Here is a 20,327-nt window from a genome sequence, read left to right as displayed (position 1 = left end):
GAATATCCTTTGATTGATCAGGCAAAGATGGATGGGTGTTGGGGCATTTCAAGCCCGTGCACCCGGTCTTTGTCGAAGGCGCCGGACGCCTCGGTGAAAAGAGCCGGCGCCGCGTTCACTCAGGCCTTCTTGGCCGCTTCGCGGTACACGAGCAGCGGCGGCTTGTTTTCATCAATTGTGGATTCCTCGACCACAACCTTGTCGACGTTGGTGGCATTCGGGAGCTCGAACATGGTGTCGATCAGCGACTGCTCGAGGATCGAGCGGAGGCCACGCGCGCCCGTCTTGCGGGCGAGCGCCTTGCGTGCAATGGCCTTGAGGGCAGCGGGCCGGATCTCGAGGTCGACGCCTTCCATCTGCAGCAGCTTGGTGAACTGCTTGACCACCGCGTTCTTGGGCTCGGTCAGGATCTGCACCAGCGCGTCTTCGCTGAGCTCGGCCAGCGACGCCACCACGGGCATGCGGCCCACGAGTTCGGGGATCAGGCCGAACTTGATCAGGTCTTCGGGTTCGACTTCGCGGAACACCTCGGTGATGCTGCGCTGCGCCTTGCTCTTCACCTTGGCACCGAAGCCGATGCCCGAGGCCTCGGTGCGGTTCTCGATGACCTTCTCGAGCCCGGCAAAGGCGCCACCGCAGATGAACAGGATGTTGGTCGTGTCGATCTGCAGAAAATCCTGGTTCGGATGCTTGCGCCCGCCCTGGGGCGGCACGCTGGCCATGGTGCCTTCGATGAGCTTGAGCAGTGCCTGCTGCACGCCCTCGCCCGACACGTCGCGCGTGATCGACGGGTTGTCCGACTTGCGCGAGATCTTGTCGATCTCGTCGATGTAGACGATGCCGCGCTGGGCCCGCTCGACCTCGTAGTTGCAGCTCTGCAGCAGCTTCTGGATGATGTTCTCGACGTCTTCGCCCACGTAGCCGGCTTCGGTCAGCGTGGTGGCGTCGGCCATCACGAAGGGCACGTCGAGCATGCGTGCGAGCGTTTGCGCGAGCAGCGTCTTGCCCGAGCCCGTGGGCCCGATCAAGAGGATGTTGCTCTTGCTGAGCTCGACGTCGTCGCCCTTGGCCTTTTCCTTGTGGCGCAGGCGCTTGTAGTGGTTGTAGACCGCTACCGACAGCATGCGCTTGGCCGGCTCCTGGCCGATCACGTAGTTGTCGAGGTTGGTCTTGATTTCCAGCGGCGTGGGCAGGTCGCTGCGCGCCTCGCGCGCCTCTTCCCCGGCCGGGAGCTCGTCGCGGATGATTTCGTTGCAAAGATCGATGCACTCGTCGCAGATGAAGACCGAAGGGCCCGCGATCAGCTTCTTGACCTCATGCTGGCTCTTGCCGCAGAACGAGCAATAAAGCGTTTTTTCGCTGGAAGAGCCTTTTTTTTCGGCCATGGACGGTGCCTCGTAACGGGGTGGGGACAATGATAACTAAACAAAAACGGCGTTCCCCGTGTGGAAAACGCCGGTAATTGCCTTTTTGGCGCCGCCGGCGCCGCGGCACGGGCTCAACCGATCAGCTGCGCTTCGCAATGACCTGGTCCACCAGGCCGTATTCCTTGGCCTCGTCGGCCGTGAGGAAATAGTCGCGCTCGGTGTCCGACTTGACTTTTTCGAGCGGCTGGCCCGTGCGTTCGGCCAGGATGCGGTTCATCTGGTCCTTGGTGCGCAGGATGTCGCGGGCATGGATCTCGATGTCCGTGGCCTGGCCGCGCGCGCCGCCGAGCACCTGGTGGATCATGATCTTCGAATTGGGCAGCGAGTAGCGCTTGCCCTTTTCGCCGGCCGCCAGCAGGAAGGCGCCCATGCTGGCCGCAAAGCCGATGCACATGGTGGAAACGTCGGGCTTGATGAACTGCATGGTGTCGTAGATGGCCATGCCGGCGCTCACGCTGCCGCCCGGGGAGTTGATGTAGAACGAAATGTCCTTGTCCGGGTTCTCGCTCTCGAGGAACAGCAGCTGCGCCACCACGAGGTTGGCGGTCTGGTCGTTCACCTCGCCCACCAGGAAAATGATGCGTTCCTTGAGGAGACGCGAATAGATGTCGTAGGACCGCTCGCCGCGGCCCGACTGCTCGATGACCATCGGGATCATGCCGAGGCCTGTGATTTCCTGTGCGCTCATTGATTTGCTCTCCGGAAAGGGTTCGTTCGCTGTTCGAATTTAACTGTACGCCTGAGTGAAATGGGGCTCGTGCCGCAAAGCACAAGCCCCATTGGCGTCGCGGGCGGCAGGCCGGACTACCTCCGTGCTTCGCACTGCGGTGCGAGCTTGCTTGGGGCGGCCGGCCCGGCGCTCAGCCCTGCTGCTGCGCCATCAGCTCGTCGAACGTCACCGACTTTTCGTTGACCTTGGCCTTGCCGAGCACGAATTCGGTCACGTTGTTCTCGATGACCACGGCTTCGACTTCGGCCAGGCGGTTGTTGTCGCTGAAATACCAGCGCACGACGTCGGCCGGCTTTTCGTAGCTGGCGGCCAGCTCGTCGATGTGGGCCTTGATCTGCTCGGGCTTGGCCTGCAGGTTGTTGGCGCGCACCAGCTCGGCCACCACCAGGCCCAGGCGCACGCGGCGCTCGGCTTGGGGACGGAACACTTCGTCGGGAATGGGTGCCTTGTCGGCGTCCTTGATGCCGCGCTGCTTGAGTTCGGCGCGGGCGCCTTCGACCATGCGGTTGACTTCGGACTGCACGCTCGCGTTGGGCAGGTCGAGCTCGGCGTTGGCCACCAGGGTGTCCATCACGGCGTTCTTGTTGCGCGCCAGCAGGCGGAACTTGACTTCGCGCTCGAGGTTCTTCTTGATGTCGGCGCGCAGGCCCTCGACCGTGGCTTCGGCAATGCCGAGCGACTTGGCGAGCTGTTCGTTGACTTCGGGCAGGTGCGAGGCCTCGATCTTCTTCACGGTAACCATGAAGTCGGCCTGCTTGCCGGCCACGTCCTTGCCGTGGTAGTCGGCCGGGAACGAGAGCGGGAAGGTGCGGCTGTCGCCGGCCTTCATGCCGCGCACGGCGTCTTCGAATTCCTTCAGCATCTGGCCTTCGCCGACGATGAACTGGAAGTCTTCGGCCTTGCCGCCCGGGAAGGGCTCGCCATCGATCTTGCCTTCGAAATCGACCGTCACGCGGTCGTCGTCCTGCGCGACGGCGTCTTGCGCGCGCTGGGCGAAGGTGCGGCGCTGCTTGCGCAGGATGTCGAGCGTCTTGTCGATGGCGTCGTCGCCCACTTCGGCCGAGAGCTTCTCGACTTCGGCGCCCGACAGGTCGTTGATCTTGACTTCGGGGAACACTTCGAAGACGGCGTCGAAGGCGAGCTGGCCTTCGGGCGACTCTTCCTTCTCGGTGATGCGGGGCTGGCCGGCCACGCGCAGCTTGGCCTCGTTGGCGGCCTGCGAGAACGCTTCGCCGACCTTGTCGTTCATGACCTCGTAGTGCACCGAGTAGCCATAACGCTGGGCCACGACGTTCATCGGCACCTTGCCGGGACGGAAGCCATCCATCTTGACGGTGCGCGCGAGCTTCTTGAGGCGCGAATCGACTTCGGACTGGATGGTGCCGACCGGCAGGGTCAGCGTGATCTTGCGTTCGAGCTTCTCGAGAGTTTCAACGGTCACGGTCATGGTGTCTTCCTTGTGAGGGGTGTGGCTGGTGCGCGGGGCCGGACTCGAACCGGCACGTTCTTGCGAACGTCAGGACCTAAACCTGGTGCGTCTACCAATTTCGCCACCCGCGCTTGCCAAATTTTTCAGGTGAATGCAAAGGCGGACGGCCCTGGTGCCACGGAGAACCGAAAGCCCAAAGACCGTCCGCCTGAAATCGGTCAACCGCGTATTTTAAACGCTAATCAGACCCTCTTTTGGCTCCTGCCTGACGCGGAAGGCGGCGGCATACATGGCCGGCAGCGCCAACAGGGTCAATACGGTGGCCACGATCAGCCCGCCCATGATGGCCACGGCCATCGGCCCCCAGAACACGCTGCGGGAGAGCGGAATCATCGCCAGCACGGCCGCCGCGGCGGTCAGCACGATGGGCCGCAGGCGCCGCACGGCCGATTCCACGATCGCGTCCCAGGCCGGCACGCCGGCGGCACGGTCGCTTTCGATCTGGTCGATCAGGATCACCGCGTTGCGCTGGATCATGCCCATCAGCGCGATCACGCCCAGGAGCGCGACGAAGCCGAATGGCCGGTTCAGCAGCAGCAAGGCGCCCGCCACGCCGGCAATGCCCATCGGGCCGGTGATGAACACCAGCAGCGAGCGGCTGAAGCTGTGCAGCTGCAGCATCAGCAGCGTGAACACCAGGAACAGCATGATCGGCACGCCCGCCACGATGGAGGCCGAGCCCTTGCTGCTTTCCTCGACCGCGCCCGCCACCTCGATGCGGTAACCGCCCTCGCCAGCCGCATGCCAGCCGGCCTCGAGCTGGCGCAGCCTGGGCAGCAGTTCCGCGGTCACGGTGGCACCTTGCAGGCCTTCGACCACATCGCCCTGCACCGTGATGGCGTAGTCGCGGTTCTCGCGCCACATCACGCCGGGTTCCCAGCTGAACACGGGCCGGGCAATCTGCGTCAGCGGAATCGAACGGCCCGAGGTCGTGGGCAGGTAGGCATTGCCGATGTCCGAGATGGCCTCGCGCTCGTCCGCCGACTGGCGCAGCACGATGTCGATCAGCAGGTCGTTCTCGCGGTACTGGCCCACCGTGGTGCCGGAGAACATCGTCTTGGAGGCCTGGGCGATGGCCTGACTGGTGACGCCGAGAGCGCGTGCCTTGGCCTGGTCGACCTCGAGGCGGATCACCTTGACCGATTCGTTCCAGTTGTCGTTCACGCCGCGCATGTTGGCGTTCTCGCGCAGCACGGCCTTGACCTCGTCGGCATGCGTGCGCAGCTGCGCGGGCTCGGTGCCGATCACGCGGAACTGCACCGGATACGGCACGGGCGGTCCATTGGGCAGCAGCTTCACGCGGCCGCGCACCTCCGGGAACTCCTGCGCCAGCAGGCCCGGCAGCTTGATGCGCAGGCTTTCCCGAATCTTCAGGTCCTTGGCCAGCACGATGAGCTGCGACACGTTGGTCTGCGGAAACACCTGGTCCAGCGGAAGATAGAAGCGCGGCACGCCGGAGCCGATCCAGGCGCTGACCGTCTTCACGCCCTCTTCCTTCATGATGCGCTGCTCGACGCGCCTGGCGACCTCTTCGTTGGCCGCGAACGAGGTGCCCTCGGGGAACCAGATGTCCACCATGATTTCCGGCCGGCTCGAATCCGGAAAGAACTGCTGCTGCACCTTTCCCATGCCGACGATGCCGAGCGCAAAGATCAGCACCGTGGCGCCGATGGTCAGCCAGCGGTGCTGCACGCACCAGTTCACCGCGCGCCGGAAGGTGTTGTAGAACGGCGTGTCGAACAGCTCGTGCGGCGGCGCATCGGGATCATGCGGCTTCACCTTGAGCAGCAGCGTGCCCAGGTAGGGCACGAAGTACACCGAAACGATCCACGACAGCACCAGCGCGATCACCGTCACCGCGAAGATCGCGAAGGTGTATTCGCCGGTCACCGACTTGGCAATGCCGATCGGCAGGAAGCCCGCCGCGGTGATGAGCGTGCCGGTCAGCATGGGCTTGGCCGTGACGTCGTAGGCGAAGGTGGCGGCGCGCACCTTGTCGTAGCCCTCCTCCATCTTGCGCACCATCATCTCGACCGCGATGATCGCGTCGTCCACCAGAAGGCCGAGCGCGATGATCAGCGAGCCCAGCGATATCTTGTGCAGCCCGATGCCGAAGTAATTCATCGCCAGGAAGGTCACGGCCAGCACCAGCGGAATGGTGATGGCCACCACCAGCCCCGGGCGCATGTCGATGTACCAGCCGAAACGCCCGCCCTTGTGCAGGCCCAGCGAGATGATGCTCACGGCCAGCACGATGGCCACCGCCTCGATCAGCACGCCGACGAATTCGTTCACCGAGCTGGCCACCGACACCGGCTGGTCCTGCACCTGCGCCAGCTTCACGCCGGCCGGCAGGCGCTGGTCGATCTGCGCGGTGGTGGCGCGCAGCGCCTTGCCCAGCGCGATGATGTCGCCGCCCTTGGCCATGGAAACGCCGAGCGCAACGACCTCTTTGCCCTGGTGATGCACCTTCACGGCCGGCGGATCGACGTAGCCGCGGCGGATCTCGGCAATGTCGCCGAGCTTGAGCTGGTTGCCCGAGCTGCCGCGGATCGGCATCTCGCGCAGCTGCTCGACGCTGGTGAACTGCCCGGCCACGCGCACCTGCACCACGTCGAGCGGCGACTGGATGGTGCCCGCGCTTTCGATCGCGTTCTGCGAGCCGAGCTGGGCCAGCACCGCGTTGAAGTCCAGGCCCAGCTGCGCGACGCGCTTCTGCGAGATCTCGATATAGACCTTCTGGTCCTGCAGCCCGAACTGGTCGACCTTGGCCACGTCCTTCACGCGGAGCAGCTGCTGGCGCACCTCGTCGGCCAGGGTCTTGAGCTCGGCTTGGCTGAAGCCTTCGCTCTCCAGCGCGTAGATCACGCCATAGACGTCGCCGAAATCGTCATTGAAGAATGGGCCCTGCACGCCGGGCGGCAGCGTGTTGCGCATGTCGCCGACCTTCTTGCGCACGGTGTACCAGACGTTGGCCACGTCGGCGGCCTTGGACGAGTCCTTGATCTGGAAAATGATCTGCGACTCGCCCGGCTTCGAATAGCTGCGGATCTTGTCGGCGTATGGCGCCTCCTGCAGCGTGCGCTCGAGCTTGTCGGTGACCTGCTCGGCCACCTGCTGCGCGGTGGCGCCGGGCCAGTAGGTGCGAACCACCATGGCACGGAAGGTGAACGGCGGGTCTTCGTCCTGGCCGAGCTGGAAGTACGCGAAGGCGCCCAGCACCATCAGCACCACCATCAGGTAGCGCGTGAGCGGCGCGTGGTCCAGCGCCCATTTGGAAAGATTGAAGCCGGCGGGCTTGGTGGTGGTTGCTGCTGCGCCTTCCGTCATTTGGAAGCACCTGCAGCGATCTCCTTCTTGGTGGCCGCCACGGCCTCGACCGGCTGCGCCGATTCCTTCGCGTTGGCGGCGGCCGCTGCCGCCTCCTTCGACTGGTAGATGGTGACCTTCTGCCCCGGCGAGAGCACATGCACGCCCGCGGCCACGACCATCATGCCGGGTGCGAGCCCGGCGCCGATCACGGCCTCGTTGCCGTCGGCCGTGGCCACCTGCACGGGCTGCGAGCGCACCGTCATGGTCGATTTGTCGAGCACCCACACCGCCGAGCCCTTGCCTTCCTGGCGCAGCGCGCTGGTCGGCAGCTTCATGACCGCGCCGCCGGTGCGTGCCAGCGCCTGCGGGCGGGCATACACGGTGGCGCCGAGCGCCGGCGAGGTGGCGGCATCGATCGCCACCTTGACCGCGTAGGTGCGCGTGACCGCGTCGGCGCTGGCCGCCACTTCGCGCACTTCGCCCTGCAGTTCGCTGCCGCCCGACCAGCCGCGCACCATGACCGGCGAGCCGGGCTTGATGAGCGCGGCGCGGTCTTCGGGCACGGCAAACACCACGTCGCGCGCGCCATCCTGCGCAATGCGCACGACGGGCGTGCCCGCCTGCACCACCTGCCCCGGCTCGGCCTCGATGGCGGTGATGATGCCGGCCACGTCGGCCACCAGCGTGGTGTAGCTGGCCTGGTTGCCCTGCGACGAAAGCTGGGCCTGGGCCTGCTCGAGCTGCGCCTGCGCGGCCTTCCAGGTGGATTCGCGGCGCTCCAGTTCGGCGCCGCTGATGAAGTTCTGCGCACGCAATTCGGTATAGCGCTTGAGATCGGCCGCCGCGAGATCGCGGTTGGTCTGCGCCGCGGCCAGTTGCGCGCGTGCCGCTTCAGCGGCCAGCCGGTAGTCCTGCGGATCGAGCTGGGCCAGCACCTGGCCGGCCTGCACGTGCTGGCCGAGTTCGGCCTGGCGTTTGGTGATCTTGCCCCCCACGCGGAAGCCCAGCCGCGATTCGACGCGCGCCCGGACCTCGGCCGAGAACTCGGGCTGGGCGTCGAAATCGCTGGTGCCCACGGTCACCAGCTTGACCGCGCGCACAGGTTCCTCGGCCGGCTTCGACTGCGAGCAGCCGGCCAGGAACAAGGCAGGAAGCAGCAGCCAGGCGGCACTGCGGGCAAGAGGAGAAAGGCCGGAGGAGGCAGTCATGAGACACCCTAGAAAGGTCGAACCAGGTCATTACTGACCCACTGGTTAGTAATCTAGGGTAAACCTCAGGCACTGTCAATCGCCGTTGGAGGGTTGTCAGGTCCGCTGCCCCATTTCGACCAGCCGGTTGTCCGGCAGCTCGAAATAGTCGGAGGCGCGGCCCGCATTGCGCTGCAGCCAGCCGAAGAGCGCGCGGCGCACGGGGTTCATGCCGGGCAGGTTCTCCTCCCCCACCGAGGCCCGCGAGACGAAGTAGGAGGTGGTCATCGAGTCGATGGCCAGCGTCTTCTGGTAGGCCAGGATGCGGATGAACTCGGGCACGTCGGGCCGCTCCATGAAGCCGTGGCGCGCCGTGACCACCCAGACGCCGTCCATCAGCTGTTCGGCCTCGATGCGCTGCCGCGCGTCCACGCGGGGCGTGTCGCAGGCCAGCACCCGCAGCACGATCACCTGCTCGTGCAGCACCTGGTTGTGCTTGAGGTTGTGCAGCAGGGCATGGGGCACGGCGGTGGCGTCGGCATTGAGGAACACGGCCGTGCCGCGCACGCGGTGCGGCATGTTGAGCGCCAGCGATTCGAAAAAGCCCTTGAGCGGCAGGCTTTCGGCCGCGAGGGCCTCCAGGCCCAGCCGGCGGCCCTTGGCCCAGGTGGTGAACAACAGCATCACGACCGCCGCCACCGCCAGCGTGAGCCAGCCCCCGTCAGCGACCTTGAGGCTGTTGGCCACCACGAAGGTCAGGTCCACCACGGCGAATGCCGCCACCCCGATGGCCACCGCCACCCTGTTCCAGTGCCAGAGCCCCCAGGCCACCACGCCCGCCAGCAGCGTGGTGGTCACCATCGTGATCGACACCGCAATGCCGTAGGCCGCCGACAGCGCACTCGAACTGCGAAAGCCCAGCACCAGCAGCAGCACGCCCGTCATCAGCAGCCAGTTGACTGCGGGCACGTAGATCTGGCCGATGGCCGAGCCCGAGGTCTGCACCACGCGCATGCGCGGCAGGTAGCCCATGCGCATGGCGTGGGCCGTGAGCGAGAAGGCGCCCGAGATCACGGCCTGGGACGCGATGACGGTCGCCATCGCGGCCAGCACCACCATCGGCACGACGCCCCACGAAGGAAAGAGCCGGAAGAAGGGGTTGTCGACGGCCGCAGGCTCCGCCAGCACCAGCGCGCCCTGCCCGAAGTAGTTCAGCACCAGCCCGGGCAGCGCGATGAAGAGCCAGGCAAGCCGGATCGATCGCGCACCGAAGTGCCCCATGTCGGCGTACAGCGCCTCGCCCCCCGTGAAGGCGAGGAACACCGCGCCCAGCACCGCCAGCGACTGCAGCCGGTGCTCGACCAGGAAGCCGATGGCCCGGCGCGGATCGAGCGCCGCCAGCACCTGCGGATGCTGCAGCACCTGCCACCCGCCTGCGAGGGCCAGCACCAGGAACCAAAGCAGCATGACCGGCCCGAACACCTTGCCCACCGCGCCGGTTCCCTTGCGCTGCACCGCGAAAAGCCCCAGAAGGATGAGGATGGTGATCGGAATCACCACCCGCTGCAGCACCGGCGCCTGCACCTGCAGCCCCTCGACCGCCGACAGCACCGAAATGGCCGGCGTGATCAGGCTGTCGCCATAGAACATGGCCGCACCGACCAGGCCGAGCGCTCCGATGGCGTTCCACACCCAGGGCCGCGTCCGCGGGCCCGCCGCCGCGCTGCGCGCGAGCGCCTGCAGCGCAAGAATGCCGCCCTCGCCGTCGTGGTCGGCGCGCAGCACGAACACCACGTACTTGAGCGTGACCACGAACATCAGCCCCCAGAAGATCAGCGAGAGCAGGCCCAGCACCGCATCGGGCGTGAACGCCACGCCGTGCTCGGGATTCAGCGTTTCCTTGAAGGCATAGAGCGGCGACGTGCCGATGTCGCCGAACACCACCCCCAGCGCCGCGATCGTCAGGCCCGGCCCCGCCGCATGAGGCGCCTCGCCTGGCGCTGGACTCGGGGCGGCGGGAGCCTGCGTGGGTGCATTCATGAATGAAAAGGAAGTGAGGCGTTGGCGATGCCGCGAGCATAGTCCGCGCCGCGCGTCGCGGACAATCGCCGCGTGTCTGCACCACCCCACATTGCCGCGCCGCCGGCGCACTACGAAAATTTCCCCGTGGCCTCCTGGCTGTGCCCGCCGCATCTGCGGCCGCCGATTGCCGCGATCTACCATTTCGCCCGCACCGCGGACGACATCGCGGACGAAGGCGATGCCTCGCCCGGCGAGCGCCTGGCCGATCTGCACCGCTACCGCGAAGAGCTGGCAGCCGCTGCGCGCGGACAGGTGGCAGCCTCTTCGCGCTGGCCGCAGGTGTTCGGCCCGCTCGCCCACAGCATCGCGCAGTTCAAGCTCCCGGAAGAGCTGCTCGCCGACCTGCTGAGCGCCTTCGTGCAGGACATCGAGAAGACCCGCGACGGCGGCACCTATGCCGACCGCGCCGAACTGCTCGACTACTGCCGCCGCTCCGCCAACCCGGTCGGCCGCCTGCTGCTGCACCTCTACGGCGTGCACGATGCGCAGGCGCTGGCGCAAAGCGACGCCATCTGCAGCGCGCTGCAACTCATCAATTTCTGGCAGGACCCGAGCGTGGACCTGCCGCGCGGGCGCTTCTATGCGCCGCTGGCCGACTGCGCGCGGCGCGGCCTGGCGCGCGAGAGCTTCAAGGTCTTCATGCCGCTGGCCGACGCGCCGCCTCCGCAGGAGGCCATCAACCTGATCGCCGTCGAAAGCGCATGGGCTCGCGAACTGATGGCCGAGGGCGCGCCGCTGGTCCACCGGTTGCCCGGCCGCGCGGGCTGGGAGCTGCGCTTCGTCGTGCAGGGCGGCCTGCGCATTCTCGACAAGATCGAAGACCTGGGCTTCGACACCTTTTCGCAGCGCCCGAAGATCGGCAAGGCCGACGCCCCGCTGCTGGTCTGGCGGGCGCTGCGGATGCGGAGACAATTGCCGCCCATGAAAGCGCCCCTCCGATGACACCCGAGCAATACGTACAGGACAAGGCCGCCGCCTCGGGCAGCAGTTTCTATTACGCGTTTCTGTTCCTTCCCAAGCCGCGGCGCGCCGCGATCACCGCGTTCTATGCCTTCTGCCGCGAGATCGACGACGTGGTCGACGAGGTCAGCGACCCCGGCGTGGCTGCAACCAAGCTGGCCTGGTGGCGCACCGAGGTGGCGCAGTCTTTCTCCGGTCCGCCGCGCCATCCCGTGATGCAGGCGCTGGTGCCGCATGCCGCCGCCTACGGCATCGAGCCCGGCCTGCTCAACGAGGTGATCGACGGCTGCCAGATGGACCTCGACCAGACCCGCTACCTCGACTTTCCCAACCTCGCGCGCTACTGCCACCTGGTGGCCGGCGTGGTGGGCGAAGTCGCGGCGCGCATCTTCGGCCAGACCGATCCGCAGACCACCGCCTATGCGCACAAGCTCGGGCTGGCGCTGCAGCTCACCAACATCATTCGCGACGTGGGCGAAGACGCGCTGCGCGGCCGCATCTACCTGCCCGTGAACGAGCTGCAGAAGTTCGACGTCAAGGCGCACGAGATCCTCAACCGCGTGCATTCGGAGCGCTTCGTCGCGCTCATGAAGTTCCAGGCCGAGCGCGCGCATGCGGCATACGACGAAGCCCTCGCCCTGCTGCCCGCCCCCGACCGCCGCGCACAGAAGCCCGGCCTCATGATGGCCAGCATCTACCGCACGCTGCTGCGCGAGATCGAGCGCGACGGCTTCCAGGTGCTGAACCAGCGCGTGAGCCTGACGCCGGTGCGCAAGTTCTGGCTGGCGTGGAAAGTCCAGGCGCTGGGACGAATATGACTCGCCCCCAGGCTCCGTGCGCTTCGTGTCGCTTCTCCCTCCCCCTACCGGGGGCAACACCTGCGGCCGGGCGAAGCCCGTTCCGCGGTGTTCCTGGCAATACGGCCGCGCAGACGTCCACCGGGCTCGGCAGCTTGGCACCAGGACACTGACAAATGAAGGCCGCCGTCATCGGCGCCGGCTGGGCCGGGCTCGCCTGCGCGGTCGAAGCCACGCGGCTCGGCCATGCCGTGACGCTCTACGAAACCGCCCACATGGCGGGCGGCCGCGCGCGACGCGTAGACAACATGCATGGGCTGGTGCTGGACAACGGGCAGCACATCCTGATCGGCGCCTACGCCGCAACGCTGAAGCTGATGCGTGAGATGGGCATCGATGTCGGCCAGGCGCTGCTGCGGCTGCCGCTCTCGCTGCGCTTTGCCGATGGCGGCGGCCTGAAGCTGCCGCGGCTGCCCGCGCCGCTCGACCTGCTGGCGGGCATCTTCACGGCGCGCGGCTGGACGTGGCGGGACAAGTCCACACTGCTGCGCACCGCCGTGCAATGGCGCCTCGCCGGATTCCGCTGCGCCGCCGGCAGCACCGTGGCCGCGCTTTGCACGGGCCTCACGCCGCGTGTGATGGAGGAGCTGATCGAGCCACTGTGCGTTTCCGCGCTCAACACGCCGATCGGCCAGTCGAGCGGCGAAGTGTTCCTGCGCGTGCTGCACGATGCGCTCTTCAGCGGCAGCGGCGGCGCGGACCTGCTGCTGCCGCGCGTCGACCTGGGCGCACTCTTTCCCGATGCGGCCCTGGCGTGGCTCGCGCAGCACGACGCAACGCTGCGCATCGGCACGCGCGTGCACGCCATCTGGCCCGAGGGCGCGGCGTGGCGGGTCGACGGCGAGCACTTCGACCAGGTCGTTCTGGCATGCGCGCCCTGGGACGCGGCACGGCTCGTTCGCGCATCCGGCCTGGCAGCGGATCGCTGGTGCGCAACCACCGAGGCCCTGCGCTTCGAGGCCATTGCCACGGTCTATCTGCGCGGCGCCTCGCCGCTTGCAGAACCGATGCTGGCGCTGCGCAGCCATCCCGCCACCGCGCCGGCGCAGTTCGTGTTCGATCGCGGCCAGCTCGGCGGACCGGAAGGCGTGCTTGCCATGGTGGTGAGCGCGAACGAAACGCCGCGCGAAATGCTGGAACAACAGGCCATGGCACAGGCCGCGGCCCAACTCGGCCAGACCGCGCTGCAAGCCGTGCAGACCGTGGTCGAGAAGCGCGCCACCTTCGCCTGCACACCCGCGCTCGCACGGCCGGCGATGCGCATCGCACCGGGCCTGCAGGCCTGCGGCGACTACACCGAAGGCCCCTACCCTGCCACACTCGAAGGCGCAGTCCTGAGCGGACTGGCCGCCGCCAACGCATCGACAACGCCATGACCGAACTGCGCTACCTGGATTTCGACTACAGCGAAGACACCGAGGGCCACGGCACCTTCGATGCCATGGCCTCGACCGTGCCTGCAAGAACACACGAAGTGCTGGCCGAGATCGCCCAGGTGCTGGCCTGGGCCGATGCCACCTTTCCCGACGCGCGCGGCGCGCTCGACGACGGGGCGGCCTGGGACTTCGACCTGCAGCAGACCCGCGAGGCGCCGGAGCTCGACACGGTGACCTTCTCGCTCAGCGGCACGGAAGATTTCTGCGCGGCGCTGCGCGCGCGGTTCGGCCTGGACTGACGCCTCCCTGTTCATGACGGAAAGAACCATGGTCACCTGCTACCTGCGCTACATCGTCGATCCCTACAAGCTCAAGGAATTCGAGCACTACGGCAAGCTGTGGATTCCGCTGGTCGAGAAGTTCGGTGGCCAGCACCATGGCTATTTCCTGCCATCGGAGGGCGCGAACAACGTGGCGCTGGCGATGTTCAGCTTTCCGAGCCTGGCTGCGTACGAGCAGTACCGCTCGGATTCGATGCAGGATGCCGAATGCCAGGCCGCCTTCAGGTATGCCGAGGACACCCGGTGCATCCTGAGCTACGAGCGCAGCTTCTTCCGGCCGGTTTTCTCGTAGCTCAGGCGCCGAGCGCCACGCACAGCGCGTGCAGGTTCGGCACGATCAGCTGCGGCCGCGCGCCATGCACCCAGGGGCGCTCGTCGCGCACCAGCCAGGCGGCCTGCATGCCGGCATTGAGCGCGCCGACCACGTCGAGCTCCGCGTCGTCGCCCACGTGCAGCACGTCCTTGGGCAGCAGGCCGACCGACGCGGCCGCGGCACGGAAGATCGGCGCATGCGGCTTGCCGCTGCCGAAGGCGCGCGCATTGAACGCGGTGCGAAACCAGCGGCCGACGCCGGTCAGGTGGATGTCCGCATTGCCGTTCGAAACCGCCACCAGCGGATAGCGTTCGCTGAGCCACTTGAGGGCCGGCAGCGCGTCTTCGTAGAGCGTCACGCGCTGGCGCTCGGCAAAGAAGGCGTCGAAGGCCGGATCGGCCAGCGCCGGGTCTTCGCCCGCGTGCCTGAGCGCTGCGCGGATCGACTCGCGGCGCAGCGCGCTCAGGTCGTGCGCCAGGTCGGAGCGCTCCTTGGCGGTGGCTTCGCGCAGTTCGCGCAACACGCCCGGCGTCAGCAGCAGCGAGGCGGTCTTGGGTGCTTCCCGCAACAGCCATTCCTGCAGCACGGTCTCGGCGCGCTCGATGGTCGGCCAGATCGGCCAGAGGGTGTCGTCCAGGTCGAGCGAGATCGCCGAGATGCGCTGGATGTCGAGGGGCGCGGCGCCTGCCGGGGCCGTGGAAGCGGAGGTCATGCCCGAGAATATCGCATGCCTCAAGACAACGGGAACCACGGTTCCATCGCCGCCGAACGCACCGCCATCCTCTGGTGCAACCTGGGCTCGCCGGACGCGCCCACCGCAGCCGCCGTGCGGTCATATCTTGCGGAGTTTCTCGGCGATCCGCGCGTGGTCGAGATTCCCAGGCTGCTCTGGGCCCTCATCCTGCACGGCATCATCCTGCGCGTGCGGCCCGCCAGGTCGGCCGCCAAGTACGCGAGCATCTGGATGGCCGAGGGTTCGCCGCTGAAGGTATGGACCCGCAAGCAGGCCACGCTGCTGGCCGGCTGGCTCGGCGAACGCGGCCACCGCGTGGCGGTGCAGGACGCCATGCGCTACGCCAGCCCGTCGATCGCTTCGCGCCTGGATGCGCTGCAGGCCGCAGGCGCCACGCGCGTGCTGGTGCTGCAGGCCTACCCGCAGTATTCGGCCACCACCACGGCCAGCGTGATCGACGCGGTGAACAGCTGGAGCCGCGGCCAGCGCCGCATACCGGAATTCCGCTTCGTCAACCAGTACCACGACGATCCGGCCTACATCGAAGCGCTTGCGCGAAGCATCGAGCGCCACTGGAAAACCGAAGGCCGCGGCGAACTGCTGCTGATGAGCTTCCACGGCATTCCCGTGCGCAACATCGCGCTCGGTGATCCGTACCAGGCCCAGTGCCTCGAAACCGCGCGCCTGCTCGCGGCGCGGCTGGGCCTTTCGGCCGCACAGCACCGCGTGACCTTCCAGTCGCGTTTCGGCCGCGCCAAGTGGCTCGAGCCCTACACCGAGCCGACCCTGCGCGAGCTCGGCGCGAGCGGGATGAAGCGCATCGACGTGGTGTGCCCGGGCTTTCCGGCCGATTGCCTGGAGACACTCGAAGAAATTGCCATCGAAGGCCGCGAAGCCTTCATGCATGCGGGCGGCGAGGCCTTCAGCTACATCCCCTGCCTCAACGACAGCCCGGCGTGGATCACCGCGCTCGCGGGCATTGCCGAACGCAACCTCGCGGGTTGGCCCACCCTGTCACCGGCCGTCGCTCAGAACTTGCCCAGATAGTCCATCTTGCCGATCGGCATGCCCTGGTGGCGCAGCACGCCGTAGGCCGTGGTCAGGTGGAAGAAGAAGTTGGGCAGCGCGAACTGGAGCAGGTAGCGCTGTGCGGTGAGGTGGGCTTCGCCTTCGCGCACCTTGATGGTCACGGCGCGTTCCTCGTGGCCGTCGATCAGCGTGCGGTCCACGGTCGCGAGGAAATCCTGCGTCTTCGCGATGCGGGCCAGCAGCTCGTCGTACGTCTTTTCCTCGTCGGGAAAACCCGGCGCCGTGATGTCCGCGATGCGCGCCACGCCAAGCTTCGAGGCGTCGCTCGCGCGCTGGATCTGGCCGGCCAACGTGAGCATGTCCGGTGCGAGCCTCGCGTCCACCAGCGTTGCCGGATCGATGTCGTTGGCCCTGGCGTGCGCCAGGCTCTTCTCGAGCAGGTGGGTGAGCTGGCCGAGCCCGCGGGAGAAGACCGGCACGGACAGGTCGTACATCGAAAGCGCCATGGCGTTAATCCTTGTGGTTGGAATCGGCGGCGATTGTCTCGCCGACTCGCGCCTGGCGACCGGCGGCCCGGATAAACCCTTCGATCAACTGCAGTTGTTCGGGCACGTTGAGCGCGGGCGCGTGGCCGCACCCCTGGATTTCGACCACCTTCAGCAACCCGGCGGCGCCTGGCCCCCGCTGCTGCATCTGCTGCGTCACCTCGGGCAGTACCAGGTCTGACTCGGCGCCGCGCAGGCACAGCACCGGCGCCTCGATCACGTCGTAGTGCGGCCAGATCAGGTAGTCGTTGTCGTGCGCGCTGAACTGCCGGACCATCGCCGGGTCGTAGTGCGGCGTCACGCGGCCGTCGGGCAGGCGGCGCGTGGAGCTTTCGGTCAGGCGGCGCCACTGCGCATCGCTGAGCCAGCCATAGGGCTTGTAGACGGTGCGGAAGAAAAGCTCGAGCTCGCCCACCGTGTCGAATGCGGGCGGCTCGCCGGCATAGGCGCGGATGCGCTCGATGGCCGCCTGCGCGAGCTGCGGCGCGTTGTCGTTGAGCGTGAGGCTCGCGATGCGCGCCTTCATGCGCGGCTCGAACAGGCCCGAGGCGCAGACCGTGCCGATGGCACCGCCCATCGACGTGCCGACCCAGTGCACGCGGTCCAGGCGCAGCTCGTCGCACAGCGCGGCGGCCATGCGCGCGTAGAACGAAAGCTGGTATTCCTCGTCGGGCAGCGGGCTCCACTGGCTCAGGCCGCGGCCGATGGTGTCGGGGCAGACCACGCGGAAGCCGCGCGCGGCAAAGTGCTGTGCCAGCTCGTCCATGTCGCGGCAGGTGCGCGCGAGGCCGTGCCAGGCAATGATCACCGGCGCATCGGGTGCGCCCCAGTCGAGCCAATGGATTTCGCGGCCCGCCAGCTGGGCGTAGCGAGAGGCCGGAACGGGTAGATCTTTGCTCATCGCGCAGCCCTCGCCCTGAGCTTGCCGACGATGCCGGTCGGAAAGTAATACACCGAGAGCACGAACAGCACGCCCAGCCACAGCAGCCACCGATCGGGCGACAGCAGCGCCGAGAGCCACGGCAGCCCGCTCGCGGCCTCGCTGCCCACGCGCAGCAGGTCCTGCAGGTAGCTCTGCGCCACCACGAACAGCACCGCGCCAATGGCCGCGCCGTAGATGGTGCCCATGCCACCGATCACCACGATCAGCAGCACGTCGATCATGATCTCGAAGCTCAGCGAGGTGTCGGGCCCGTTGTAGCGCAGCCAAATCGCGAGCATGGCGCCGGCCAGCGTGGCAAAGAGCGCCGACAGTACGGCCGCCGTGGTGCGGTACACCACCACGCGGTAGCCGATGGCCTCGGCGCGGAACTCGTTCTCGCGGATCGCCTGCAGCACGCGGCCGAAAGGCGAATTCACGATGCGCAGCAGCGCGAGCACCAGCACCACCGCCGCCACGAAGAGCAGGTAGTAGCACAGCAGCCGGCCGTCGAGCGAGACGCCGAGGAAGGGCTCTTCGGCAAACTCGAAGCTCGGCGAGATCAGCTCGGGCAGCTTGAAGGTGAGCCCGTCTTCGCCGCCCGTGAAATCCGACAGCTGCGAGGCCAGCGTCTGGAAGGCCGAGGCCACCGCCAGCGTGATCATCGCGAAGAAGATTGCGCGCACCCGCAGCGAGAAGAGGCCGATGGCGAACGAGAGCACCAGCGAGACCGCGAGCGACGCCGCGAGCCCGAGCAGCACCGCGCCCCAGCTGGGCCCGAGGCGCGACGCCGAGATTGCGATGCCATAGGCACCGATGCCGAAGAACATGGTGTGCGCAAAGCTCACGATGCCGGTGTAGCCCAAGAGCAGGTCGAAGCTCGCGACCAGCACCACGAACACCAGGATCTTGGCCGCGACGCTGAGCGCCTTCACGCCCGGGAAGAGGAACGGCGCGAAGGCCAGCGCGATGAACAGCGCCACCAGCAGCAGCGCCAGCAGGCGGCTTCGGGGCATGTCGTTGGAGAGAAGTCGTTTCAGGAACATGTCGTCTTCTTCCTCAACGGTTCGCGACCGGGTACACGCCCTGCGGCCGCCACAGCAGCACCGCCACCATCAGCAGGATGCTCGCGAACTGCGTGAGCGTGGGCAGCAGGAAGCCGATGTAGTTGGTCATGAGCCCCACCAGCAGCGCGCCGATCAGCGCGCCGCCCGTCGAGCCGAGCCCGCCGATGATGATCACGATGAAGATCAGCACGTTGACCTGCGCGCCCATCTGCGGCACCAGGTTCTGCTGGAACAGCCCCCACATCACGCCGCCCAGGCCGGCCAGCGCGCTGCCCACCACGAACACGCCGATGAACAGCCGGCCGATGCGGTAGCCGAGCGACTCCACCATCTCGCGGTCCTGCACGCCGGCGCGGATCAAGAGGCCGATCTTGGTGCGCGCGAGCGTCCATGCGAGCAGGCCAAACACCACCACGCCCACCGCCACCGCGAGCAGCCGGTACTTGCTGATGGCCGCGTCGGCCACGAACAGCGAGCCGCGCAGCGCCTCGGGCAGCGGCAGCGGAATCTGCGCCGGCCCCCAGATCACCTTGATGAGTTCCTCGCCGATGATCATGCCGCCCATGGTGATCAGGATCTGCTTCAGGTGCTGGCCGTAGACCGGCCGCACGATGAAGCGCTCGAACGCGAGGCCGACCGCGCCGGCCACCGCCATCGCGACCAGCATCGCGGGGAACACGGCCACGAGGTTGCGCCACAGTTCGCCCGAACCGGTCCAGTCGCCCATCAGGCCGAGCACGCTGCTGGCCACGAAGGCGCCGAGCGCGATGAACACGCCGTGGCCGAAGTTGAGCACGTCCATCAGCCCGAACACCAGCGTGAGGCCCGAGGCGATGATGAAGATGATCATGCCCATCGCCAGCCCCGCGACCGTGAGCGTGAGCCAGGTCGAGAACGAGCCCGTGAGCGGCAGCGCGACCAGCGCGATGGCGGGAGCGAGCAGCAGCGGCTTCCAGTCGAAGTCGATCTTGGTCATGAGGGCGCTCCTTCTTGCTCCTTCCCCCTCCGGGGGAAGGCTGGGATGGGGGCTGACGGCACTTGCAAGGCCGCGCTGTATCGAGGGCCGCGAGCCCCCACCCCAACCCTCCCCCAGAGGGGGAGGGAGAAATACGTCGAATACTTCATAGAGCCAGTCCAAGCAGCGATTGCTGCAATTGCGCGTCCGCCGAGAACGCCGCCATCGAGCCGCTGTGCACCACGCGGCCGTTGTCCATCACCGCCACGTTGTCGCCCAGGCGCTGGGCGAAGTTGATGTTCTGCTCCACCAGCAGGATGGTCACGCCGCTCGCCTTGAGCTCGGCGAAGGCGTCGATCATGTTGTTGATCATCACGGGCGCAAGGCCCTTGCTGGGCTCGTCGATCAGCAGCAGTTCGCGCGGCTCGACGATGGCGCGCGACACGGCCAGCATCTGCTTCTGCCCACCCGAGAGCTTGCCGGCCGGATGGTTCCAGAACTTCTCGACCGCGGGGAAGAGCTTGAAGATCCACTTCAGGCGCGTGTCGTCGATCTGCTGCGCGTTCTTGGCGCCGCGCGCGGCGAGCAGCATGTTCTCCTTCACCGTGAGGTCGGAGAAGATGCCCATGTTCTCGGGCACGTAGGCGATGCCGCGACTGGCGATCTGTGGTGTCTGCATCGCGGTGATGTCGGTGCCACCGAAGCGCACCCTGCCCTGCGATGCATGCCACAGGCCCATGATGGTCCGCAGCGTGGTCGTCTTGCCCGCGCCGTTGCGGCCCAGCAGCATGGTGAGCTGGCCCTTCGGCACCGCGAGGTCGACGCCGTGCAGGATGTGGTATGCCCCGATGTGCGTGTGCACGCCTTCGAGGGTCAAAAGATTCTGAGTGCTCATGGGTATTGCTCCTTCCCCTTCCGGGGGAAGGCTGGGATGGGGGCAGACGCCGCCTGAAAAGCTGCCGCGGTTCGAAGGCCGCGAGCCCCCACCCTTGCCCTCCCCCAGCG

Annotated in this window: 18 protein-coding genes and 1 tRNA gene; 6 read left to right on the top strand and 13 right to left on the bottom strand. The window is 67.2% G+C overall.

Annotation, left to right across the window (positions count from 1 at the left end; genetic code table 11):
• Positions 1-119: 119 nt before the first annotated feature.
• From clpX to QFZ47_RS24550, 7 genes are all read right to left on the bottom strand, one after another.
• Positions 120-1,385: an ATP-dependent Clp protease ATP-binding subunit ClpX gene (clpX, locus tag QFZ47_RS24580; protein ID WP_215245198.1), complete on the bottom strand. Its 1,266-nt coding sequence runs from the start codon at positions 1,383-1,385 to the stop codon at positions 120-122.
• A 121-nt stretch (positions 1,386-1,506) separates the two neighbouring features.
• Positions 1,507-2,115: an ATP-dependent Clp endopeptidase proteolytic subunit ClpP gene (clpP, locus tag QFZ47_RS24575; protein ID WP_307658125.1), complete on the bottom strand. Its 609-nt coding sequence runs from the start codon at positions 2,113-2,115 to the stop codon at positions 1,507-1,509.
• 172 nt (positions 2,116-2,287) lie between these two features.
• On the bottom strand, positions 2,288-3,604 hold the full coding sequence (tig, locus tag QFZ47_RS24570) for a trigger factor (protein ID WP_307658124.1): 1,317 nt from the start codon (positions 3,602-3,604) through the stop codon (positions 2,288-2,290).
• Between the two features lie 26 nt (positions 3,605-3,630).
• Positions 3,631-3,717, bottom strand: a tRNA-Leu gene (locus QFZ47_RS24565).
• A gap of 100 nt (positions 3,718-3,817) precedes the next feature.
• The gene (locus tag QFZ47_RS24560) at positions 3,818-6,976 is read right to left on the bottom strand and encodes an efflux RND transporter permease subunit (RefSeq protein ID WP_307658123.1); all 3,159 of its coding nucleotides are present in this window, start codon (positions 6,974-6,976) and stop codon (positions 3,818-3,820) included.
• Positions 6,973-8,166 carry an efflux RND transporter periplasmic adaptor subunit gene (locus tag QFZ47_RS24555; RefSeq protein WP_307658122.1) on the bottom strand — a complete coding sequence of 398 codons (1,194 nt, stop codon included), beginning with the start codon at positions 8,164-8,166 and terminating at the stop codon, positions 6,973-6,975. The genes QFZ47_RS24560 and QFZ47_RS24555 overlap by 4 nt, the downstream gene beginning before the upstream one ends.
• A 96-nt stretch (positions 8,167-8,262) precedes the next feature.
• The gene (locus QFZ47_RS24550) at positions 8,263-10,185 is read right to left on the bottom strand and encodes a potassium transporter Kup (RefSeq protein ID WP_307658121.1); all 1,923 of its coding nucleotides are present in this window, start codon (positions 10,183-10,185) and stop codon (positions 8,263-8,265) included.
• Between the two features lie 72 nt (positions 10,186-10,257).
• Here QFZ47_RS24550 and hpnC point away from each other — a divergent pair, with 72 nt between their 5' ends.
• From hpnC to QFZ47_RS24525, 5 genes are all read left to right on the top strand, one after another.
• The gene (hpnC, locus tag QFZ47_RS24545; RefSeq protein WP_307658120.1) at positions 10,258-11,169 is read left to right on the top strand and encodes a squalene synthase HpnC; all 912 of its coding nucleotides are present in this window, start codon (positions 10,258-10,260) and stop codon (positions 11,167-11,169) included.
• A complete protein-coding gene (hpnD, locus tag QFZ47_RS24540; RefSeq protein ID WP_307658119.1) occupies positions 11,166-12,005 on the top strand; it encodes a presqualene diphosphate synthase HpnD in 840 nt (279 codons plus the stop codon). The genes hpnC and hpnD overlap by 4 nt, the downstream gene beginning before the upstream one ends.
• A 155-nt stretch (positions 12,006-12,160) precedes the next feature.
• Positions 12,161-13,420: a hydroxysqualene dehydroxylase HpnE gene (gene hpnE / locus QFZ47_RS24535; protein ID WP_307658118.1), complete on the top strand. Its 1,260-nt coding sequence runs from the start codon at positions 12,161-12,163 to the stop codon at positions 13,418-13,420.
• Positions 13,417-13,719 carry a hypothetical protein gene (locus tag QFZ47_RS24530; protein ID WP_307658117.1) on the top strand — a complete coding sequence of 101 codons (303 nt, stop codon included), beginning with the start codon at positions 13,417-13,419 and terminating at the stop codon, positions 13,717-13,719. The genes hpnE and QFZ47_RS24530 overlap by 4 nt, the downstream gene beginning before the upstream one ends.
• 28 nt (positions 13,720-13,747) lie before the next feature.
• Positions 13,748-14,053 (top strand): NIPSNAP family protein, encoded by a 306-nt coding sequence (locus QFZ47_RS24525; protein ID WP_307659006.1) that lies wholly within the window; start codon positions 13,748-13,750, stop codon positions 14,051-14,053.
• A 1-nt stretch (position 14,054) separates the two neighbouring features.
• On the opposite strand, the gene QFZ47_RS24520 is transcribed toward QFZ47_RS24525, so the two are convergent.
• Positions 14,055-14,786 carry an HAD family hydrolase gene (locus QFZ47_RS24520; RefSeq protein WP_307658116.1) on the bottom strand — a complete coding sequence of 244 codons (732 nt, stop codon included), beginning with the start codon at positions 14,784-14,786 and terminating at the stop codon, positions 14,055-14,057.
• A 15-nt stretch (positions 14,787-14,801) separates the two neighbouring features.
• Here QFZ47_RS24520 and hemH point away from each other — a divergent pair, with 15 nt between their 5' ends.
• Positions 14,802-15,854: a ferrochelatase gene (gene hemH / locus QFZ47_RS24515; RefSeq protein WP_307658115.1), complete on the top strand. Its 1,053-nt coding sequence runs from the start codon at positions 14,802-14,804 to the stop codon at positions 15,852-15,854.
• On the opposite strand, the gene QFZ47_RS24510 is transcribed toward hemH, so the two are convergent.
• From QFZ47_RS24510 to QFZ47_RS24490, 5 genes are all read right to left on the bottom strand, one after another.
• On the bottom strand, positions 15,836-16,342 hold the full coding sequence (locus QFZ47_RS24510; protein ID WP_307658114.1) for a DUF1993 domain-containing protein: 507 nt from the start codon (positions 16,340-16,342) through the stop codon (positions 15,836-15,838). The two genes, hemH and QFZ47_RS24510, sit on opposite strands and share 19 nt — an antisense overlap.
• Before the next feature lie 4 nt (positions 16,343-16,346).
• A complete protein-coding gene (locus QFZ47_RS24505; protein ID WP_307658113.1) occupies positions 16,347-17,282 on the bottom strand; it encodes an alpha/beta fold hydrolase in 936 nt (311 codons plus the stop codon).
• The gene (locus QFZ47_RS24500; protein WP_307658112.1) at positions 17,279-18,346 is read right to left on the bottom strand and encodes a branched-chain amino acid ABC transporter permease; all 1,068 of its coding nucleotides are present in this window, start codon (positions 18,344-18,346) and stop codon (positions 17,279-17,281) included. Before QFZ47_RS24500 ends, QFZ47_RS24505 begins: the two co-directional genes overlap by 4 nt.
• Positions 18,347-18,359: 13 nt before the next feature.
• On the bottom strand, positions 18,360-19,343 hold the full coding sequence (locus tag QFZ47_RS24495; RefSeq protein WP_307658111.1) for a branched-chain amino acid ABC transporter permease: 984 nt from the start codon (positions 19,341-19,343) through the stop codon (positions 18,360-18,362).
• Between the two features lie 145 nt (positions 19,344-19,488).
• Entirely contained in the window at positions 19,489-20,217 is a 729-nt protein-coding gene (locus QFZ47_RS24490) for an ABC transporter ATP-binding protein (protein ID WP_307658110.1), read from the bottom strand.
• Positions 20,218-20,327 lie beyond the last annotated feature (110 nt).

Origin of the sequence: Variovorax paradoxus (assembly GCF_030815975.1) — a bacterium.
GTDB classification, from domain to species: Bacteria; Pseudomonadota; Gammaproteobacteria; order Burkholderiales; family Burkholderiaceae_C; genus Variovorax; species Variovorax paradoxus_N.
Note: the sequence above shows the minus strand (reverse complement) of the source record. Positions and strands in the feature narration are given on the sequence as shown.